The sequence below is a fragment of the Pseudorhodobacter sp. MZDSW-24AT genome, from assembly GCF_002794355.1.
In the GTDB taxonomy this organism is placed as follows: Bacteria; Pseudomonadota; Alphaproteobacteria; order Rhodobacterales; family Rhodobacteraceae; genus Pseudotabrizicola.
In genome coordinates, this window is record NZ_PGOI01000007.1 from 245,399 (window position 1) to 265,485 (window position 20,087).

At 64.8% G+C, this 20,087-nt stretch carries 21 protein-coding genes and 1 pseudogene; 8 read left to right on the forward strand and 14 right to left on the reverse strand.

Going from position 1 to position 20,087, the window contains the following annotated elements:
• Positions 1–52: 52 nt before the first annotated feature.
• Both CUR21_RS07250 and CUR21_RS07255 read left to right on the forward strand, forming a co-directional pair.
• Positions 53–934 (forward strand): AEC family transporter, encoded by an 882-nt coding sequence (locus CUR21_RS07250; RefSeq protein WP_100196340.1) that lies wholly within the window; start codon positions 53–55, stop codon positions 932–934.
• Between the two features lie 78 nt (positions 935–1,012).
• Positions 1,013–1,603, forward strand: coding sequence for a lytic transglycosylase (locus CUR21_RS07255; protein ID WP_100196341.1), 591 nt, complete (start codon positions 1,013–1,015; stop codon positions 1,601–1,603).
• A 21-nt stretch (positions 1,604–1,624) separates the two neighbouring features.
• On the opposite strand, the gene CUR21_RS07260 is transcribed toward CUR21_RS07255, so the two are convergent.
• The 10 genes and pseudogenes from CUR21_RS07260 to ilvD form a co-directional block, all read right to left on the reverse strand.
• Entirely contained in the window at positions 1,625–2,227 is a 603-nt protein-coding gene (locus tag CUR21_RS07260; RefSeq protein ID WP_100196342.1) for an outer membrane lipoprotein carrier protein LolA, read from the reverse strand.
• 101 nt (positions 2,228–2,328) lie between these two features.
• Positions 2,329–3,135: an alpha/beta fold hydrolase gene (locus CUR21_RS07265; RefSeq protein ID WP_100196343.1), complete on the reverse strand. Its 807-nt coding sequence runs from the start codon at positions 3,133–3,135 to the stop codon at positions 2,329–2,331.
• Between the two features lie 146 nt (positions 3,136–3,281).
• Positions 3,282–4,172, reverse strand: a complete 891-nt coding sequence (locus CUR21_RS07270) for an ornithine cyclodeaminase family protein (protein WP_100196344.1) — start codon at positions 4,170–4,172, stop codon at positions 3,282–3,284.
• Positions 4,169–4,710 (reverse strand): annotated as a pseudogene (locus CUR21_RS07275) (YaiI/YqxD family protein). Before CUR21_RS07275 ends, CUR21_RS07270 begins: the two are co-directional and overlap by 4 nt.
• A 57-nt stretch (positions 4,711–4,767) precedes the next feature.
• Positions 4,768–5,598, reverse strand: coding sequence for an S-formylglutathione hydrolase (gene fghA / locus CUR21_RS07280; protein ID WP_100196346.1), 831 nt, complete (start codon positions 5,596–5,598; stop codon positions 4,768–4,770).
• Positions 5,595–6,530, reverse strand: a complete 936-nt coding sequence (locus CUR21_RS07285) for an AEC family transporter (RefSeq protein WP_100196347.1) — start codon at positions 6,528–6,530, stop codon at positions 5,595–5,597. The genes fghA and CUR21_RS07285 overlap by 4 nt, the downstream gene beginning before the upstream one ends.
• A 203-nt stretch (positions 6,531–6,733) precedes the next feature.
• On the reverse strand, positions 6,734–7,108 hold the full coding sequence (locus tag CUR21_RS07290; RefSeq protein WP_100196348.1) for a hypothetical protein: 375 nt from the start codon (positions 7,106–7,108) through the stop codon (positions 6,734–6,736).
• 39 nt (positions 7,109–7,147) lie between these two features.
• Positions 7,148–7,921 carry a DUF6478 family protein gene (locus CUR21_RS07295; RefSeq protein WP_100196788.1) on the reverse strand — a complete coding sequence of 258 codons (774 nt, stop codon included), beginning with the start codon at positions 7,919–7,921 and terminating at the stop codon, positions 7,148–7,150.
• Positions 7,922–8,046: 125 nt separating this feature from the next.
• Entirely contained in the window at positions 8,047–8,619 is a 573-nt protein-coding gene (locus CUR21_RS07300; RefSeq protein ID WP_157791959.1) for a hypothetical protein, read from the reverse strand.
• A complete protein-coding gene (gene ilvD, locus CUR21_RS07305; RefSeq protein WP_100196350.1) occupies positions 8,600–10,342 on the reverse strand; it encodes a dihydroxy-acid dehydratase in 1,743 nt (580 codons plus the stop codon). The genes CUR21_RS07300 and ilvD overlap by 20 nt, the downstream gene beginning before the upstream one ends.
• A 219-nt stretch (positions 10,343–10,561) precedes the next feature.
• Between ilvD and CUR21_RS07310 the strand changes: the two genes are divergently transcribed.
• The 4 genes from CUR21_RS07310 (at position 10,562) to CUR21_RS07325 (ending at position 14,432) form a co-directional block, all read left to right on the forward strand.
• The gene (locus CUR21_RS07310) at positions 10,562–11,281 is read left to right on the forward strand and encodes a DUF1624 domain-containing protein (protein ID WP_100196351.1); all 720 of its coding nucleotides are present in this window, start codon (positions 10,562–10,564) and stop codon (positions 11,279–11,281) included.
• Positions 11,282–11,289: 8 nt separating this feature from the next.
• Positions 11,290–12,156, forward strand: a complete 867-nt coding sequence (locus CUR21_RS07315; protein WP_100196352.1) for a peptidoglycan DD-metalloendopeptidase family protein — start codon at positions 11,290–11,292, stop codon at positions 12,154–12,156.
• Positions 12,157–12,231: 75 nt separating this feature from the next.
• The gene (accD, locus tag CUR21_RS07320; protein WP_100196353.1) at positions 12,232–13,158 is read left to right on the forward strand and encodes an acetyl-CoA carboxylase, carboxyltransferase subunit beta; all 927 of its coding nucleotides are present in this window, start codon (positions 12,232–12,234) and stop codon (positions 13,156–13,158) included.
• A gap of 35 nt (positions 13,159–13,193) precedes the next feature.
• Complete coding sequence (locus tag CUR21_RS07325) at positions 13,194–14,432, forward strand: folylpolyglutamate synthase/dihydrofolate synthase family protein (protein WP_100196354.1); 1,239 nt, start codon at positions 13,194–13,196, stop codon at positions 14,430–14,432.
• On the opposite strand, the gene CUR21_RS07330 is transcribed toward CUR21_RS07325, so the two are convergent.
• The 3 genes from CUR21_RS07330 to CUR21_RS07335 all read right to left on the reverse strand — a co-directional run bounded on the left by CUR21_RS07330 (position 14,429) and on the right by CUR21_RS07335 (position 16,433).
• Positions 14,429–15,055 (reverse strand): TetR/AcrR family transcriptional regulator, encoded by a 627-nt coding sequence (locus tag CUR21_RS07330; RefSeq protein WP_100196355.1) that lies wholly within the window; start codon positions 15,053–15,055, stop codon positions 14,429–14,431. The two genes, CUR21_RS07325 and CUR21_RS07330, sit on opposite strands and share 4 nt — an antisense overlap.
• A gap of 70 nt (positions 15,056–15,125) precedes the next feature.
• A complete protein-coding gene (locus tag CUR21_RS18580) occupies positions 15,126–15,296 on the reverse strand; it encodes a hypothetical protein (RefSeq protein ID WP_157791960.1) in 171 nt (56 codons plus the stop codon).
• Positions 15,297–15,530: 234 nt separating this feature from the next.
• The gene (locus tag CUR21_RS07335) at positions 15,531–16,433 is read right to left on the reverse strand and encodes a rhodanese-related sulfurtransferase (RefSeq protein WP_100196356.1); all 903 of its coding nucleotides are present in this window, start codon (positions 16,431–16,433) and stop codon (positions 15,531–15,533) included.
• Positions 16,434–16,550: 117 nt separating this feature from the next.
• On the opposite strand from CUR21_RS07335, the gene pncA reads away from it, so the two are divergent.
• Together pncA and pncB are read left to right on the forward strand one after the other, a co-directional pair.
• Entirely contained in the window at positions 16,551–17,159 is a 609-nt protein-coding gene (gene pncA, locus CUR21_RS07340; protein WP_100196357.1) for a bifunctional nicotinamidase/pyrazinamidase, read from the forward strand.
• Positions 17,160–17,233: 74 nt separating this feature from the next.
• Positions 17,234–18,526, forward strand: a complete 1,293-nt coding sequence (gene pncB / locus CUR21_RS07345) for a nicotinate phosphoribosyltransferase (RefSeq protein WP_100196358.1) — start codon at positions 17,234–17,236, stop codon at positions 18,524–18,526.
• Between the two features lie 6 nt (positions 18,527–18,532).
• On the opposite strand, the gene CUR21_RS07350 is transcribed toward pncB, so the two are convergent.
• Positions 18,533–20,011: an inorganic phosphate transporter gene (locus CUR21_RS07350; protein ID WP_100196359.1), complete on the reverse strand. Its 1,479-nt coding sequence runs from the start codon at positions 20,009–20,011 to the stop codon at positions 18,533–18,535.
• Between the last annotated feature and the right edge of the window lie 76 nt (positions 20,012–20,087).

Consider the following 20,087-nt stretch of genomic DNA (forward strand, 5'->3'; position numbering starts at 1 on the left):
CCGATGGCAGGGTCTTGTCCACCGGACAGGCGGCGCAAAAGGGAAACAAACTGTGGTCCTGATCCTCACAGTGCTCGAGATCGTGGCGCCCGTCGGTCTGCTGGGATTGATCGGCTACATCTGGGTGCGCACCGGCCATGAATACCGGATGGAGTTCATCACCCGCCTGTCGATGACCCTGTCGGTGCCCGCGCTGATCTTCACCGCGCTGATGCAGGCCGAGCTTGACCCTGCCGCGCTGACCGCCGTGACCTTGGCCGCCATCGCCGCCTATGGCGCCCTGACGGTGATCCTGTGGGCGGTGGTCAGGCTGCTCAGGCTCGAACGCCGCACCTATCTGGCGCCGCTGATCTTTGGCAACACCGGGAACGTCGGCCTGCCCTTGGCGCTGTTTGCCTTTGGCGAGGCAGGCTTGGGCTATGCCGTGGTGATCTTTGCCGTGATGATGGTCTGGAGCTTTACCTTTGGCATCTGGCTGGTCTCGGGCGGCGGATCGCTGATGCGCGTGGTCAAGGAACCGGCGATGGGCGCCACGCTTTTGGGCGCGCTCTTCCTCTGGCAAGGCTGGCAAACGCCCGCGTGGCTGACCAATTCGCTGACGCTGCTGGGCCAGATCGCCATTCCGATGATGCTGATCACGCTGGGGGTTGCGGTGGCACGGCTGACGCCGGGGCGTCTGAGCCAAGCGCTGTGGCTGACGCTGCTGCGTGGCGGGCTGACGGTGGCGGTGGCCGTGGCGGTGGGGCGGTTCTTCGCGCTTGATCCGGTCGGATTTGCCGTTCTGGTGCTGCAGGTCAGCACGCCGGTGGCCGTGACCTCTTACATGCTGGCGGAAAAATATGGGGCCGATTCCGATGCGGTGGCCGGGCTGGTGATTGCATCGACCCTGCTGGCGATCATCACTTTACCGCTCACTCTCGGATTTCTGATCTGACAGGCCCTTGCGCCCCATTTCCCCCGGCCCGGATTTGACCTATCATCCAAGGCAATAAGAAGACTGTGCGAGGGGCAAATGAGCAGATTTCTCCGCGCGTCGATATTGTTGCTTTTGCTTGCCGCCTGTGGCGGGGGAAGCAGCAGGTTTTCGGCGCCCCGCGACTTGGAAAACGCCTGCGCCATCGTGCGTGAGCGTCCACAATATCTCAGCGCCATGCGCGCCACCGAACGCAAATGGGGCATCCCCATCCATGTTCAGATGGCCACCATCCATCAGGAATCGAAATTCATCGGCAATGCCCAAACCCCACATCAATTTGCGCTGGGCGTGATTCCGATGGGTCGACAATCCTCGGCCTATGGCTATTCGCAAGCGCTGGATGGCACATGGGAAGAGTATCAGCAGGAGCAGAACCGCCGGAGCGCGCGGCGGGACCGGATCTCTGATGCCACCGATTTCATGGGCTGGTATATGGATCAAAGCGAAAAGCGGCTGGGCATTTCCAAGGCCGACGCCCGCAACCAATATCTTGCCTATCACGAAGGCCGCACCGGCTTTGCCCGGCAAAGCTATCTGGCCAAGCCATGGCTGGTGGATGTGGCGGGTCGGGTGCAGCGGCGGTCAGAGATGTATGCCCTGCAACTGGCAGGCTGCGGGCGGCGCTAAGCCGCCCGCGACGCGCGCGGGTTACAGCCCGCGCTTGCGTGTTTCGGCGGTGATGTCAAAATAAGACGCCGGGATCGACCCGCCTTTCGACATTTCCCCCAGCACCACCGTGGTCTGGTTGCCCACATCATCGGTGATGATCCATTGACGCAACTCTACCGGGTTGGCGGTGAACACCAGTTCGATCGTGCCATAGGCCGGATTTTCCGGGTCCTGCGCGATCACCCGCGTGGTGTTTTCCACCTCGCGGTGGCCCACCACCATGCGCGCGCGGCCCAGATCGACATTGGCCGCCAGAATCAGGTTCAACGGCGTCCGGCGCAGCGGATATTGCTCGGGCGGCTGGTTTGATTTGGGGTCGAAAATCGCCACCTGACTGCCGCCCGCCATCACCAGACTGCGATCCGGCGGCGCATATTCAAACCGGATGCGCCCGGGCCTGCGGATGAACAGCTTGCCCGTGGCAATCGTGCCGTCTCCGTTGATCTGGGTGAAATCGGCCTGCACAGTCGTCAGACTGTTCAGATAAGCGGACAGATCGGCCAGCGGGATCCGCGCGGCAAAAGCCGGGGCGCCAAGCGCGAAAAAGGCGAGCGGGGCCAATATGGCGGTTCTACGGTTCATGGATGATATATAAGCCACCTTGGGCCGTCCTGAAATCCCCCACCCGCCGCGAGCCTGTCACGACAGGGCGAGGGATTGTTACACTTCAGATGCCGAAACCGTCAGCGTGACAGAAAGCCGATCAAGGCGGCGTTGAACGCCTCGGCATGGCTGACGTTCACGCCATGCGGCCCGCCCTCGATCAGCGCAAGCTGGCTGCCATGGATGGCCGCCTTGGTGCGCGCGCCCGAGCCTTCGAAAGGCACGATGCCATCGGAATCGCCGTGCAGAACCAGTGTCGGCAGCGATACCTTTTTCAGATCCTCGCGGAAATCGGTGGTGCCAAAAGCCTCCATGCAGCCCAAGGCCGCAGCCTGATCGGACTGTTTGCACAAGGCGATGGCCTTCTGACGCTCTTCCTCCGACACTTTCAACGCGCCGTCGGCAGAAAAGAAATCGCGGGTGAACTGGTCGAAAAAGGCATCGCGGTCGGCGCGCAGACCGTCTTCCATTTCCTGCGCAGCATCTTCGGTCAGCGGGCCTTCGGGGTTGTCGTCCGACTTCATCAAAAAGGGCGGCACCGCCGAAGCAAAGACGACGCTGCGCAGACGGCTTTCGCCATGGTTGGCGATGTAGCGCGCGACCTCGCCGCCCCCCATCGAGAATCCGACCAAAGAGGCATCGCGCAGATCATGCGACTCCATCAGATCGGCCAGATCCTGCGCCAGCGTATCATAATCAAAGCCCGAGGCAGGCTTTTCCGACTGGCCAAAGCCGCGGCGGTCATAGGTGATCACCCGGAAACCAGCCTCGGCCAAGGCAGGCACCTGATGCGCCCAGGCCTTGCCCGACAGCGGCCAGCCGTGAATCAGGATGACAGGGCGGCCCGCGTCGGGGCCGGTGGCTTCGATATGCAGTTTGACGGACATCTGGGTTCCTGCGGAAAACGGTGTTGCGGTTCAACTTCGCAGGTCAAACGCCACAGCTTCCGGTCAGTTCCAGAGGCGGAAGGGCGGGCGCAGCACATGCGCGTGATCCCGCCGCACAAGGCGCCAGCCGTTTTGGCCGCAATCCGTCAGGCCGCAACCGCCCGCGCGATGTAATCGGCGGTCATCAGGTCCAGATGCGCGCCACCGCCGTTCTTGGCGATGGTGATGTCATCGGGCGATCTGCGGCTGTAAAAGGCCGGATCATCATAAAAATCGGCGATCACATCCGATTCAGAAATGGCACCACTGCGGATCGGCTCGATCAACTCGCCGATATGGCCCAGCGTCGTCTCGCGGCTGTCGACAAACAGCCGGGCGCGCGCCATCGCCTCATCATCGACCTCGCGCATGGCCGGGGTATAGGCGCCGATCAAATCCAGATGCTGCCCCGGTTGCAGCCAAGCGCCCCGGATCAGCGGCGTGCGGGCCATGGTGGCGGTGCAGATGATGTCGGCGGCGCGCACCGCGGCCTCCAGATCTTCGGCCACCGGCAGGCCCATCGCCTCGGCCGAGGCACGGCTCCGGCTCCAGACCGTGAATTCCGCCTGCGGAAAGGCGCTGGCATAAGCGCTCACCATCGAGCGCGCCACCGTGCCCGCCCCCACCAGAAGGATGCGACGCGAATCCTTGCGCGCCAGACGTTTGGCCGAAAGCAGGCTGTCGCCAGCGGTTTTCCACTTGGTCACCAGATGGAAATCCACCATCGCCGCTGGCAGTCCGGTCTTGTCTTCAAACAGCGTGACCGCCCCATTCACCGTGGGCAGGCCCTGCGCGCCATTGCCGGGGAAAACGGTGGCCACCTTCACCAACTGCCCCAGCCCGTCGATCCAGGCGGCGCGGTTCAGCAGCGTATCTTCGCCGCGATACAGAACCATGTCGCGGATTTCCGCCTTCGGGCGGCGGTGCCCGGCCTCGATCGCCTCGGTCAGCCCTTGCCATGTCAACCGCGACTCGGCGTCCTTGGTGATGATCTTCATGCGCCCAATCCTGCTTGTGCCATCCTTGCGTCTGCCCCGGACGCGCTGCCCATAGAGCCTGCGGCACGCCGGGGTTTCAACCCCCGACCTGCGCCTTTGCCGCCCGCACCACCCGGTCGAGCACATCCAGAAAGCGCGAGCGGTCCGCCTTGGAAAAGGGCCGCCCGCCGCCTTGGCGAAAGGGGTCGGCGCTGCGCAGGTCCTGCATCAGATCGCGCGTGGCCAAGGCCATGCCGATATTGGCTTGGCCCAGTTCCTCGCCATTGTGCTTGATCACCCGCGCCCCCGCCGCCACGCATTTCGCGGCCAAGGGAATATCGCCTGTCACCACCACATCGCCCGGACCGCAGGCCTCGGCGATCCATTTGTCGGCCTCATCGGGGCCGCTGGCCACGAACACGCTTTCCACCAAAGGATTGGGCGAAGGCCGGATGCCGCCATTCGACACCAACAGCATCTTCACCCCATGCCGTGTGGCCACCCGCTCGGCCTCGGCTTTCACGGGGCAGGCATCGGCATCAATGAACACACGCGTCATGCCCTCCCCCCTGCGCATGTCGCGCCCTTGCAAGCGCGCGGCGCGACATGCGCCCGCTTAGCCATACAGCGCCTTGGCATGAAAGCCGATGTGATCTTCCATGAAGGTCGAGACAAAGAAATAGCTGTGGTCATAGCCCTTTTGCATCCGCAGCGTGCCGCCTTGCCGCCGCACCGCCATCGCCTCGGCCAAGGCCTCGGGTTTCAGCAAATCGATGAACTGGTCCGAGGTGCCCTGATCAATCAGGATCGGCCCGTCAAAGCCGCGCTTTTTCATTAGCAGCGTCGCATCATGCGCGGCCCAAGCCGACTCATCACGCCCCAGATAGGCGGCAAACTGCTTGCGCCCCCAGTCGCTCGCGGTCGGATGGCAGATCGGCGCAAAGGCCGACACCGATTTGAACCGCCCCGGAAAGCTCATCGCAATGGTCAGCGCGCCATGCCCGCCCATCGAATGCCCGGTGATCGCTTGCGCCTCTTCCGCCAGTGGAAAGGCGCTGAAAAGCAGCCGGGGCAGCTCCTCCGTCACATAATCCCACATGCGGAAATGCGGGGCCCAAGGCTTTTGCGTGGCGTTCACATAGAACCCCGCCCCCTGCCCCAGATCAAAGGCCGGATCATTCGCCACACCCTCGCCCCGCGGCGAGGTGTCGGGAAACACCACCGCCACCCCGGCCTCGGCCGCCCAGCGCTGCGCATTCGACTTCACCATCGCATTCTCATGCGTGCAGGTCAGACCGGACAGGAACCACACCAAGGGCACCGGCCCATCCTCGGCCCCTTCGGGCAGGAACAGACCAAAGGTCATCTCGCCCGCCGTCGCGGCGGAGCTGTGCGAATACACCCCCTGCACCCCGCCAAAGGCCCTGTGTTCCGAAACCGTCTTCATCCGTTTCCTCCATTCACCAAGGCGATCACCGCCGTCAGGGTCAGCACAGAGGCTGCCGTCGACAGCAGAATCGCCGTTGACACCCGCTGCGGCGCCACACCGAAATGCGCCGCCAGAATATAGACATTGCCCGCCACCGGCAGCGCGGCGGCGGCAATCATCACCCCCGCCGCATACCGTTCCACCGGGAAAATCACCAGAGCCGCAAAGGCCACCGCCGCCGGATGCAGCACCAGCTTGGCAAAGGCAAGCCAAGCCGCCACCTGCACCCGCTCGGCGGACCGCCCGGCCAAGGACGCACCAATCGCAAACAGCGCCCCCGGCGTGGCCGCCGCGCCCAGCGTGGTCATGAACTCGTTCACCGGCCCCGGCACCTGCCACCCGGTCGCGCCCCAGCCCAAACCCAGCACGATCGACACGATCATCGGATTTTTCAGCAAGCCAAGCCCCAAGACCCGGAACAGCCCAAGGCTCATCCGCCCTTCGCGCCGCGCCGTGATCACCAGCGTGATGACGCTGGAAAACACGATTAGATCCACCGCAAGCACCAAGAGCACCGGCCCTGCCGCCGCCGCCCCCAGCAAGAGCACCAGCATCGGCACGCCCAGAAAGCCGACATTGCCGATCACCGCACATTGCGCCTCGACCGCCGCTTCCTCCACCGTCACCCCGCGCCACAGCGCCACCGCCGACGCCAAAACATAGACCACCCCCGAGGCCGAGAGATAGGCAAAGACAAAGGTCCAGTTGAGGATCTCGCCCAAGGACAGATTGGCGGCAAAGCCGAACAGCATCGCCGAAAGTGCGAAGTAAAAGACGAATTTGGTCAGCGCTGCCGTGGCCTCACTCCCGAAAAACCGGGTGCGCCCGGCCAGATAGCCCAGACCGATCAGCGCAAAAAACGGCAGGGTCTTCAAAAGGATCGGCAGCATCGGCTCACTTTCGCGCGGTCCCGCGCAGGGTTTCAGAAACCGCCCGCCACCGCAAGCCGCTGCCCATGGTCCGCCCCGCCTCTCTCATAGGGGGCGGCGCGCCCTGTTGCGCAGCCCCGCGCGGAGGGGCAGGCGGCGCAAGCCGCGCCCCGACACCTCGCGTGCGGGCGGCACGCCCGCTCTGCAAGATCCGCCGGGTCAGGCTAGCCCATCGTCTCCAGACAATGGCGCCGGAAGGCGCGCTTGAGCATGTCCAGCTCTTGCCGCAACAGATCCACCTCGGCGCGCATGTCATCTTCCATGGCCACCCCGGTGATAAGCGTGAAATGGGCCAGCGTCTCGCCGCTCGCCGCCTCCCGGATCAAAAAGGTCTGCACCCCATCGCTCAGCACTTCAGCGGGTATCGGCACCCGCACGGCCCAGTCCGTGGGACGGTCCGGCACCGGCTCGACGGTGACACCGGGCAAAGGCTGTTCCAGCAGCACCACCTCCAGCGCGGGCCGGGCGTCTGCCCCGCTCAGCACGCCTTCCCAGATCCCGGCGCGGATGCGCGTCTTGGTCAGCCGCTTTTCGATCATCTTCGCCTCACCTTGTTCCACGCGCCTCAGCGCCGCCCCTTACACTTCGGCGCGGGGCCGCCGCGAAAGCGTCACGTCGCGCAGGATGATCTGGTTCATCTCCGGTCCTTCGAAGATCAGGTCCACCCACAAGCGCTCGACCCGCTTTTCGCTGATCTTGGTATAGGCAAGGTCGAATTCGACCATCACCTCCGCATCGCCCAAGGGCAGTTCGCGCACGATCTGTTCCACATTCGGCCCGTGCTTCACGTTCAGCCGGGCGAAAATCTCCAGTGGCTTTTCCATTTCCACGATCACATCCAGCCGGATCAGATGGCGCAGCTTCAACCCCGCCGCCGCCTCGGGCGGCAGGTCCAGCACAAGGCTCAGGAACGACCCGTCAAAGCGGAACACATCCATGCGACAGCCAAAAGGCGCGAGGTCGGATTGCCGCGTGTTGCGGATCTGGCGCACCGTCAGCTCGCTGTGGCGGCAATCGTGAAACACCGTCGCGCCGTCGCACAGCGGCGCCCGCCCCGGCACCGAAGACACCCCCGGCACCGGGATCGGCCCGCGCCAGAGCATCGGCCGCCACGACCAATCCGTGCCCAAAGGCCGCCGCATCGCGTTCGACCCGATCACCGGCAGCGCCAGCCGGTGCTCGGCCTCATGGATCACCCGGTCCAGCTGGCGGCGGATCGACCGCGCCCGGCCGCGCAAGGTGCTCAACGTGGCCAGATCCAGCGTGGCGGCACGCTCCGCCCAAGCGCCCCAGCGCCGCTGCACCCGACGTTGCAACACCCGATCCAGAAAGGCGTCAATCCGGCCTGCCATCTGTGTTCCGAAATGCTCCTCCGCCCCCTCCGCGCGCATGCTGAGCGACGGAGCGGCGACTCTTCTTATCGCCGCAAATCCTTTGCGATTCCACAGGTTTTGCATCTGGTGGGCAGAGCGTGACCCTAGCGGTTGGCCCGGCGCAAGGCGCGGGCCGTGTCTTCAACAAGCGTGCGGCTTGCCGCTTCTTCCAGCGCAGGACCCGACACTTTGATGCTGATGGTGCGGCCCGCCAAGGCCGTCATCCCGCGCCAATACACGCCTTCCGCCCGGTCCGACACCCGGAACAGGAACAAGTCGCCCACGCTGCGCGCCGAGGTGATCGACACATCCGATGCCCGCCCCCGGCGGCTCAGCGATTTGCGACCGGCCTCCGAGGCGAAGAACGCGGCCATTTCTTCACCGCCCACCGTCATGGCCGAGGCACTGCCGCCGCGGCCAAAGGTCACCGTGATCACCGCAGGCGGCGCCTCGGCCTGATCGGTGCAGCGCCCCAAAAGCAAGGTGGCCGCGCCAGCGGTCTGCTTGAGCGTGGCAGGGTCCGGGCAATAGCCCGCCGGACCTTGCACCGTCAGACCTTCTGCACGCAGCACCACCGCTTTGGGCAGGGTCTCGGCCCCGGCGGCCAAGGGCAGGCCCATGGCCCAGCCCAAAACCGCCAGTGCCCAGAGGCCCTGCTTACTGGTCCATGTAGACATGGCTTTCCGCCTTGGCGCCCGGATGGGTGACGGCCCCCCACCGCGCGCCGCCCACCAGCTTGGCAAACTTGTGCACCGCGCCCGAGGTGTATTCGGTCTTGCGCGGGCCTTTCCATTCGGCCTTGCGCTTGGCCATCTCTTCATCCGACACATTCACCGACAATTCGCCGGTCAGCGCGTTCAGCGAGATGATATCGCCGTTCTGCACCAAGGCGATCGGCCCGCCATGCGCGGCCTCTGGCCCGACATGGCCGACGCAGAAGCCGCGGGTCGCGCCCGAGAAGCGGCCATCGGTGATCAGCGCCACCTTCTTGCCCATGCCTTGGCCCGACAGGGCGGCGGTGGTCGACAGCATCTCGCGCATCCCCGGCCCGCCAGCGGGGCCTTCGTTGCGGATCACGATGACCTCGCCTTCCTTGTATTCGCGCTTTTTCACGGCCTCAAAGGCCTCTTCTTCGCATTCGAACACACGCGCCGGGCCCGAGAACACCTGCTCGGCCTCGCTCATGCCCGCCACTTTCACGATGGCGCCATCGGGGGCAAGGTTGCCTTGCAGCGACACCACGCCGCCGGTCTTGGTGATGGGCGACCCGATGTGATAGATGACCTTGCCATCGGCTTCGCCCCGGATCTCGTCCAGCGACTCGCCCAGCGTTTTGCCCGAGGCGGTCATGCAATCCAGATGCAGCAGGCCTTCCTTGGCCAGTTCCTTCATCACCACGGCAACACCGCCCACCTCGTGCAGGTCTTTCGCCACATAGCGCCCGCCCGGACGCAGGTCGACGAAATAGGGCGTGTCCTTCATCATCGCGGCCACGTCGAACAGGTCGAAGTCGATCCCGGCCTCATTCGCCAAGGCGGGCAGGTGCAGCGCCGCATTGGTCGAGCCGCCGGTGCAGCCCACCACGCGGGCGGCGTTTTCCAGCGATTTGCGGGTCACGATGTCGCGCGCGCGAATGTTCTTTTCGATCAGGTTCATCACCGCCACGCCCGAGGCCTCGCCATACTGGTCGCGGCTTTCATAGGGCGCGGGGGCCGAAGAGGAGTTCAGCAGCGCAAGGCCGATGGCTTCGGACACGCAGGCCATGGTGTTGGCGGTGTATTGCGCGCCACAGGCGCCCGAGGACGGGCAGGCCACCCGCTCCATGATTTCCAGTTCCGCATCCGACAGATTGCCCGCCTGATGCTTGCCCACGGCTTCGAACATGTCCTGAACGGTGATGTCCTTGCCCTGATAGCGGCCCGGCAGGATCGACCCGCCATAGATAAAGACCGACGGCACGTTCAGCCGCACCATGGCCATCATCATGCCCGGCAGGGATTTGTCGCAGCCCGCAAGCCCCACCAGCGCGTCATAGCAATGGCCGCGCATCGTAAGCTCTACCGTGTCGGCGATGGCATCGCGCGAGGCAAGGCTGGAGCGCATGCCTTCATGGCCCATGGCGATCCCGTCGGTGACGGTGATGGTGGTGAATTCACGCGGGGTGCCGCCGCCCTTTTTCACGCCATGCTTGACGATCTGCGCCTGACGGTTCAGCGCGATGTTGCACGGTGCCGCCTCGTTCCAGCAGGTGGCGACCCCGACCCAAGGCTGGTGGATTTCTTCCTCGGTGATGCCCATGGCATAGAAATACGACCGGTGCGGCGCGCGCGCCGGGCCTTCGGTCACATGACGGCTGGGAAGTTTCGATTTGTCGAAACGCTGGTTCGTGGACATGGGCATCCTCCCGCAAAATCTGGCTGGTCTGGGATAATGGGCGAATTCCCCGGGGGCAAGCCGCGAAAGCAAAGGCCAAAACGGAATAACGCGCAACAAGGCCGGGTTCCCCCCGCCTTTTGCCCGGTCAGATTGGCGGGGAAAGCCCCAGCTTGCCGCCGGTTGCAGGCGCGCGTTGTCTTGGGGGGCTTTCCTTAGCCGCTGGCATGGCTACTGTGCGGCGCCATGACAGCGCACCGCATCCATGCCATCGATCTTGCCCGTTCCGTCGCCCTGCTGGCGATGGCGGGTTATCACTTTACCTTTGACCTCATGCTCTTTGGCCATCTGCCGCCCGGCTTCGTCTTTCAGGGCCCTTGGCCGCTGATCGCGCGCGGCATCGCGTCCAGCTTTCTGTTTCTGGCCGGAGTCTCGCTCTGGCTCGCGCATGCACGGGGCATCCGCTGGCCCGCCTTCTGGATGCGCTTTGCCATGGTCGCGGGCGCGGCCCTGCTGGTGACCACCGCCACCTATTTCGGCATGGGCGCGTCTTTCATCCGCTGGGGAATCCTGCATGCCATCGCAGCGGGCAGCCTCATCGGGCTGGCTTTCCTGCGCGCGCCGATCCTGCTCACGCTGGCGGTGGCCGCCCTTGTCTTTGCCGCGCCGCATCTGGCCCGGTTCGAGCTGTTCAACGCGCCCCATTGGCTTTGGCTGGGCCTGTCGACCGAGATCCCGCCGATGATGGATTACGAACCCCTGCTGCCTTGGCTCTGCCCGGTGCTTCTTGGCATCGTCTTTGCCCGGCTGATGGCCCGCAGCGGCGGGTGGGACTGGCTGCGCCTGTGGCAGCCGGGACGGCTTGCCCGTGCGGCGCTTTGGCCCGGTCGGCACAGCCTTGCCATCTATCTTGTCCACCAGCCTGTGCTTTTCGGCGGGCTCTATCTCTTCACCCGTTATCTGTAAGGCCCGCCATGCTTTCCTTGCCCGACCAGCCCGATCTTTACGCCGCCCTGCGCGCCAGTGGTGCCGCACCCGAAGACCTGTCCGCGCTCATCGCGGGCAGCCCGCCCGCCGTGGCCGACCGCCTGACGGCAGGCGACCAAGGCCTGCTGCGCGCCCTCTTGCGCGCGGGCCAAGGCGGGCCCGCCATCTCCGCCGCGCCGCAGATCCTTGCGCATCTGCGCGCGCAAAGCTTTGTCCCGCTCTTTCGCCCGGATGTGGCGCAAAGCCCCACCCTCACCTTGCTCACCAATGGCGAGCATCCCGATATGCCGCCCTTTTCCGACCGCGCCTTTGATGCGTGGTTCGCGGCCAAGGGCGTGCCCTATGGCATTGGCACCTATGGCGAGGATCGGTCGGTCTATCGCACCGCGCAATTCGCCGACAGGCTCAGCCCGGAACGCCGCACGCGCCATCTTGGCATCGATGTCTTTGCTCCCGCAGGCACCCCGCTTTATGCCCCGCTGCCGGGCCGCGTGCGGCACCTGACCTATAACGCCGACCCGCTCGATTATGGCCACACCCTGATTCTGGAGCATCAGGCCGGTGATGCGCCTTTCTTCACCCTTTACGGCCATCTGGCCGGCACCTTGCCCGGGCTGTTGCAGCCGGGGGCCGAGGTGGCGGCAGGCCAGCATATCGCCGATCTGGGCGACTGGCCCGAGAATGGCGGCTGGGCACCGCATGTGCATTTCCAGATCATGACCGACATGCTGGACCAGACCGGCGGCAACTTCTACGGCGTGGGCCACAGCAGCCTGTGGGATGTCTGGCAGGCCATCTGTCCCGACCCCAACCTGATCCTGCGGCTGCCGGACAGCGCCTTCCGGCTCGCCTGACGCCGGGGCCGATTGCATTTCACGCCCCGTGCCTCTATCTGAAAGCAAAGATCGGCACCCGAAAGGCCCGCCCGCATGAACTGGATTTCGAACTACGTCCGCCCGAAAATCAACTCGCTCTTCTCGCGCCGGGAAGTGCCCGAGAACCTGTGGACGAAGTGTCCCGAATGTGGAACCATGCTGTTTCACCGCGAATTGGCAGAAAACCTGAACGTCTGCTCGAACTGCGATCACCATATGGCGATCAGCCCGCGCGACCGGTTCAAATCCCTGTTCGACACCGGCATTTTCACCGAAGTGAAGGTGCCCGAGCCTGTCGCCGACCCGCTGCATTTCAAGGATCAGAAGAAATATCCTGACCGTCTGAAAGCCGCGCAAAAGACCACCGGCGAGAAAGAGGCGATGCTGGTCGCCGAAGGCGAAATGGGCCGCACGCCGATTGTGGCCGTGGCGCAGGATTTCAGCTTCATGGCAGGCTCCATGGGCATGTATGTCGGCAATGCCATTCTGGCCGCCGCCGAACGCGCCGTGAAACTGAAGCGCCCCTTGGTGCTGTTTTCGGCCGCAGGTGGCGCGCGGATGCAAGAAGGCATCCTGTCGCTGATGCAGATGCCGCGCACCACGGTGGCGGTGCAGATGCTCAAGGAGGCGCGGCTGCCCTATGTCGTCGTGCTGACCCATCCCACCACCGGGGGCGTGACCGCATCCTATGCCATGCTGGGCGATGTGCAGATTTCCGAACCCAACGCCCTGATCTGCTTTGCCGGGCCGCGTGTGATTGAACAGACCATCCGCGAAAAGCTGCCCGAAGGGTTTCAGCGCGCGGAATACCTGCTGGATCACGGGATGCTGGACCGCGTCACCCACCGCAAGCAGATGCGTGATGAGTTGATCACCATTCTGCGGATGCTGACCGGGCAATCGCCCGCCATCAAGGCCGATCTGCCGCCCCCGGCCGCGCCGGAACCGGCCCCGGTGACGCCACCCCCGGCTGCGGGCTGATCTTGGCCAGCGGGTCCGACGCGATACTGGAACGGATGATGACCTTGCACCCCAAGGTCATCGACCTCACGCTTGATCGGATGCACCGGCTGCTGGACGCGTTGGGCCACCCCGAGCGCGCGCTGCCCCCGGTGATCCATATTGCCGGGACCAATGGCAAAGGCAGCACGCAAGCGATGATCCGCGCCGGGCTCGAGGCTTCGGGGGCACGCGTCCACGCCTATACCTCGCCGCATCTGGCGCGCTTTCACGAACGCATCCGCCTTGCCGGCGCGTTGATCAGCGAACCCGCCCTGACGGCGTTGCTGGATGAATGCGTGCAGGCCAACGGGCCGGAAGCGATCACCTTTTTCGAGATCACCACCGCCGCTGCACTGCTTGCCTTTGCCCGCACCCCGGCGGAGTTCACCTTGCTCGAGGTGGGTCTGGGCGGGCGGCTGGATGCCACCAATGTGATCGAGCGCCCGGCGCTGACCATCATCACGCCGGTCAGCCTCGACCATCAGCAATATCTGGGTGAGACCTTGCCCGAGATCGCAGGGGAAAAGGCCGGGATCATCAAGCGTGGCGTGCCGGTGATCATCGGGCCGCAAACGCCCGAAGGCCTTGCGGTGATCGAGGCGCGGGCCGAACGGCTGGGCGCGCCGATTCTGGCCTTTGGCCAGCATTGGCATGTGGCCGAAGACCGGGGCCGCCTGATCTTTCAGGATGAGACCGGCCTCTTGGACCTGCCCTTGCCCAATCTGCCGGGGCCGCATCAGATTCAGAACGCCGGGGCGGCCATCGCCGCGCTGCGCGCGCTTGGCCATGGCGAAGCCGCCTGCGAGGCAGCCGTCACCCGCGCGGACTGGCCCGCCCGGATGCAGCGCCTGCGCCATGGGCCGCTGGTCGAGATGGCGCCGCAGGTCGAGCTGTGGCTGGACGGCGGGCATAACCCCGCCGGGGGCGAGGCGATTGCCGCCACGCTGGCGCGCCTGCCGCAGCGGCCGACACATCTGATCTGCGGGATGCTGAACACAAAGGATGTGACGGGCTACATGCGCCCCTTGGCGGGACATGCGGCGCATCTGCATGCGGTCTCTATTCCGGGCGAGAAAAACACACTTGCCGCCGAAACCACCCGCGATGCGGCACGCGCGGTTGGCCTGCCCGCAACGGCGGCGGGCTCTGTCGGTGAGGCATTGGCCGCCATCACCGCAGCCGAACCTGCGGCACGGGTGCTGATCTGCGGCTCGCTTTATCTGGCGGGCGCGATCCTGCGCGAGAACGGCTAGTCCCGCAGGCCGTAGCGGGCCATGAACATCTGAACCGCGCCGCGCACCGCGCGCCGCCCGCTTTCGGCGGTGATCTGGTGATCCATGCGGAAGACCAGCTTTTCCATCAGCCCGGCCTTGCACAGCTGGATGAACTGCTCTGCCGCCAGATCCACATCGTCAATCTGGAGCGCATCCTTTTGCACAAGAAGGTGCAGATGGTGCACAAGGCGATCATGCACCAGTCCCGGCCCGTTGCGATAAAAATCGCGGGCGAGTTCCGGGAAACGCGCGCCTTCGCCGACGATCAGCCGACAGGCATTCTGCCCGAAATCGGACAGGATGAACCCGGCAATCCGCTCTCCGGCCAAGGTCAGCATCGCCTCGACCGACATCAAAGGGTCGATCTCGGCTTCAACCTCATCGGCCTGCCGCAAGCATTCCTGTGCGCAGATTTCCTTGAACAACAACTGCTTGTCGGGGAAATAGGCATAAAGCGTGGCCTTGCTGACCCCGGCCTCGCGCGCGATGTCATCGACCGAGGCGCCGTCAAAGCCGTCGCGCAGAAACACCGCGCGCGCGCCTTCCAGCACCTGATCGAACTTGCGCCCGCGGCGCACCCCTTGTTGTGCGGCTGTTGTCATGGCCCCCCCGTTTTGGCGACCATAGGTCAGGAGCACCAAGGGGGGCAAGCCGCGCCGAGGCAGCAAAAGGTTATTTGCACACCGTCACGGCCGGCTTGGGCGCGGCGGTGCAGCCTTTGGTCGAGCTGGTGGTCTGGTCGTCCTGCGGCCAGCTCAGGTGTGGCAGATCGACGGAAAAACCGGCGGCCATGGCCGAACCCGCGCTGAGGGCCAAGGTCAGGGCAATTGCAAGGACACGCATGAGACACTCCTGATTCTGAACTGTTGGGTTCAGAATATATGAACCGATCGGTTCACCTTTTCAAGAATTAAATATACTGAACGGTTCAGTTTTTGCATGCGCAGCGGCGCCGCGCGTGCAGTGCAGGCGCGGGGGTAGAGAAGCGGGGCGTGAAACGGGCGGCGGCGGTGCCTGTGACAGCCCGCGCAGGGGGCTCTGCCCCCTCACCCCCGGAGTATTTCAGAAAGGTGCAAATCAGGGGCCTAGATGGCTTTCGCCACGGGCGGCGGCCAGATCCATCTGGTGCTGGCGTTCGCGGAAGCGCGCCCGGTCCGCCGGGGAGTATTCGTCAACGCAAGCCGCGCAGCAGACGCCTTTTTCATAGGCAGGATGCGCCCGGCCTTCGGGGGTGACAGGGCGGCGGCAGGCGCCGCAGCTTTCGTTTTGCCCCGGCACCAGCCCATGGCCGACCGAGACGCGGGCGTCGAAGACATAGCATTCGCCTTGCCACAGGCTTTGGTCCTGAGGGACCTCTTCGAGATATTTCAGGATGCCCCCCTTGAGGTGGAAGACATCCTCTACCCCTTGCGACAGGAGGTAATTGGTGGATTTCTCGCAGCGGATGCCGCCGGTGCAGAACATGGCGATGCGCTTGTTGTGAAAGCGGTCGCGGTTTTCCTGCCACCACTGCGGGAAGTCGCGGAAGCTGCGGGTGGCCGGGTCCACCGCCCCCGCGAAGGTGCCGATGGCCACCTCGTAATCGTTGCGGGTGTCGATCACCGCCACATCCGGTTGCTGGATCAGGTCATTCCAATCCGCCGGGGTGACATAATGCCCGACCCGCGCCTTGGGGTCGACATCCGGCACCCCCATGGTGACGATCTCGCGCTTCAGCCGCACCTTCATGCGGCCAAAGGGCATGGTTTCGGCGGTGCTTTCCTTCCAGTCGAGATCGGCGCAGCCGGGCAGCGCGCGGATATGGGCGAGCACCGCATCAATGCCGGCCCGCGGCCCCGCGATGGTGCCGTTGATCCCTTCGGTCGCGAGGAGCAGCGAGCCGCGCACGCCTTGTGCCGCGCACAGCTCTGCCAGCGGCGCGCGCAAGGCGGCCGGATCGGGAAAGCGGGTGAAATGATAAAGCGCGGCGATGATGAGCATAGGCGCGGCATAAGACAAGCCAAGGCGCGGATCAAGCCACCGCCCGTGCCAAGCCCTGATTGACAGGGCGCCGCCAATCCCCGAGGACTGGGGAAAAGCCAGACCGGAGGTTCCCCGATGCGCCCAGCCGATGACGCCCTGATCGTGATTGATGTGCAGAATGATTTCTGTCCCGGCGGCGCCTTGGCGGTGGCGGGCGGCGATGCCATCGTGCCGGGCCTCAACCGGATGATGGCCGATGCGGCCTGCGTGGTGCTCACGCAGGACTGGCACCCGGCCAACCACGCGTCTTTCGCCGCCAACCATCCGGGGGCCGCGCCCTTCAGCCTGACCGAGATGGACTATGGGCCACAGGTGCTGTGGCCCACGCATTGCGTGCAAGGCAGTGCCGGGGCCGCGTTTCACCCCGATCTGGACGTGGCGCGCGCCGATCTGATCCTGCGCAAGGGTTTTCGCCCCGCCATCGACAGCTATTCCGCCTTTTTCGAGAATGACCGCCGAACCGCCACCGGCCTGCACGGCTATCTGCAAGACCGCGGCCTCCGGCGGCTGGTGCTGGCCGGGCTCGCCACCGATTACTGCGTGGCCTATTCGGCGCTGGATGCGGCACGTCTGGGCTATGCCGTGACCGTCCGCATGGACCTGTGCCGCGCCATCGACCTTGACGGCAGCTTGGCCCGGATGCGGGCCGAGATGCAGGCGGCAGGCGTTATTTTGCAGGAGTGACCGGTGTCAAGGCAACTGGACACGCCGCCGCGCAGTTGATTTAACAGCGCAAATCCTGCGCAGGAGCCGCTTTCATGGTCGACATCGCAACCCGCGTCTACAATCACAAGTGGAAGGTCGACACCATCGTCCGCTCGCTGATCGACACCGACTTCTACAAACTGCTGATGTGCCAGTCGGTGTTTCGCAACAAGCCCGAAACCACTGTCACCTTCAGCCTGATCAACCGCACCAAAAGCATCCGGCTGGCCGATCTGATCGACGAAGGCGAATTGCGTGAGCAGCTGGACCATATCCGCACCCTGCGGCTGTCGCGCGGCGAAAGCACGTTCCTGCGGGGCAACACCTTTTACGGCAAGCGGCAGATGTTCCGCCCCGATTTCATGGAATGGTTCGAAGGCCTGCAACTGCCGCCCTACCATCTGGAAAAGCACGACGGCCAATATGAGCTGACGTTTGAGGGCAAGTGGCCCGAAGTGATGATGTGGGAAATCCCGGCGCTTGCGGTGCTGATGGAGCTGCGCTCGCGCGCGGTGCTGCGCACCATGGGTCGGTTCGAATTGCAGGTGCTTTATGCCCGCGCCATGACCAAGCTGTGGGAAAAGATCGAGACGCTGCGCCGGATCGACGGGCTGAAACTGGCCGATTTCGGCACCCGCCGCCGCCATTCCTTCTTGTGGCAGGATTGGGCGGTGCAGGCCTTGATCGAAGGGATGGAAGGCAAATTCATCGGCACCTCGAACTGCCTGATCGCCATGCGCCGCGAGGTGGAGGCGATCGGCACCAATGCGCATGAATTGCCCATGGTCTATTCCGCGCTGGCCAATTCCGATGCCGAACTGGCGCAGGCGCCCTATCAGGTGCTGGCCGACTGGCATGAAGAGCATGACGGCAATCTGCGCATCATGTTGCCCGACACCTATGGAACCGAAGGCTTTCTGGCGCGCGCGCCGGAATGGCTTGCGAAATGGACAGGCATTCGCATCGACTCGGGCGATCCCGCGACGGGGGCGGAAACCGCCATCCGCTGGTGGAAAGCGCGCGGCGAAGACCCGCAGGACAAGCTGGTGATCTTCTCGGACGGGCTGGATGTGGACAAGATTGCCGAATTGCACGCGCAATTTGCCGGCCGCGTGAAGGTGTCCTTTGGCTGGGGCACCATGTTGACCAATGATTTCCGCGGCTTGGCCCCAGACGATGGGCTGGCGCCGTTCAGTCTGGTCTGCAAGGCGATTGCCGCCAATGGCCGCCCGACTGTCAAGCTGTCGGACAATCCGAACAAGGCAATGGGCCCCGAGGACGAAATCGCCCGCTACAAGCGCGTGTTCCGGGTGGGTGCGCAGGCCCCGATGGATGTGGTGGTCTGACCGCGCTCAGGAAAAGGCGGTCAAGGCCAGAAAGATCAGCGACGACATGATCGCCGCCATCGGCACCGTGATCACCCAAGCCGCGCCGATCGTGAGGAAATGCGCGCGCCGCACCAGCTTGCGGCGGCCCCGCTCGGCCGGGTCCACCGGCTTGCCCTTTTCGATGCCCAAGCGGCGGGCTTTGCGTTCGGCATCCCATTCGCGGTAAAAGCCCACGCCAAACACCGCGCCCACCGCGATATGGGTGGAGCTGACAGGCAGGCCCAAGGCGCTGGCCACGATCACCGTGATCGCCGCCGACAGCGCCACGCAATAGGCGCGCATCGGGTTCAGCTTGGTGATCTCGCCGCCCACCATGCGGATCAGCTTGGGGCCGAACAGCACCAGACCAAAGGAAATCCCGGCGGCGCCAATGATCATCACCCAAAGCGGAATGGTCACCTGCGCACCGGCGCCGCCGTCCTGCACGGCATGGGCGATGGCGGCCAAGGGCCCGACCGCATTGGCCACATCATTGGCCCCATGCGCAAAGGACAACAGCGCCGCCGAAACCACCAGCGGCAGAGCAAACAGTTTCTTCAACGATTTCTTGCGGTTCTCCAGCCCTTCGGACTGCCGCCGCACCATGGGGCGCGCGGCCAGCGTGACCGCAACCCCAATCGAAAGCCCCAGCAGCAGACCGCCGGTCAGCGACACGTCGACCACGCGGCGCAGGCCCTTGACCGCCAGATAGGCCGAAAAGGCGCCCGCCATCAGCCCGATCAGCACCGGCACCCAGCGGCGGGCCGCGCCGATCTTGTCGGGCACATCGTTGATATAGGCTTTGATAAAGGCCAGAAACAGCGCCGCGATGACGCCGCCCAGCAAAGGCGAGATCACCCAGCTGGCGGCGATCTGCCCCATCGTCGGCCAGTTCACCGCGCCAAAACCGGCGGCCATGATCCCGGCCCCCATCACGCCCCCCACGATGGAATGCGTGGTCGAAACCGGCGCCCCCACCCATGTGGCAAGGTTCAACCACAGCGCCGCCGCCAAAAGCGCCGCCATCATCGCCCAGACAAAGGTGTCAGGGTCCGCCACCGCCTCGGGGGACACGATCCCGCCCGAGATGGTGGACACCACATCCCCCCCGGCGATCAGCGCGCCCGCCGTTTCGAACACCGCCGCGATGATCAGCGCGCCGCCCATGGTCAGCGCATTGGCCCCCACGGCCGGCCCCATGTTGTTGGCCACATCATTGGCCCCGATGTTCAGCGCCATATAGGCCCCAAAGGCCGCCGCCGTCACCAGAATGACGGTCGAGGACGATCCGCCCGCCAGCACGATGGCCGCCACCGCGCAGACCAGAATGAACAGCACGCCAAGGCTGATCGCGATCATCGGGCGGCTGACGAAAAGCAAGGCCTGCTCCAGCTGCACGATGCGGCCCAAGTCCTTGTCCAGCGTCTTCCACTGGTTCTGCGGCGGGGTCGGCTGAGAGGTCATGTCATGCGCCTGTTACTGTGGCGTTACGCCAATGTCACACGGGCGCTGACTATCCGTTCACAATCGGCCGCACAAC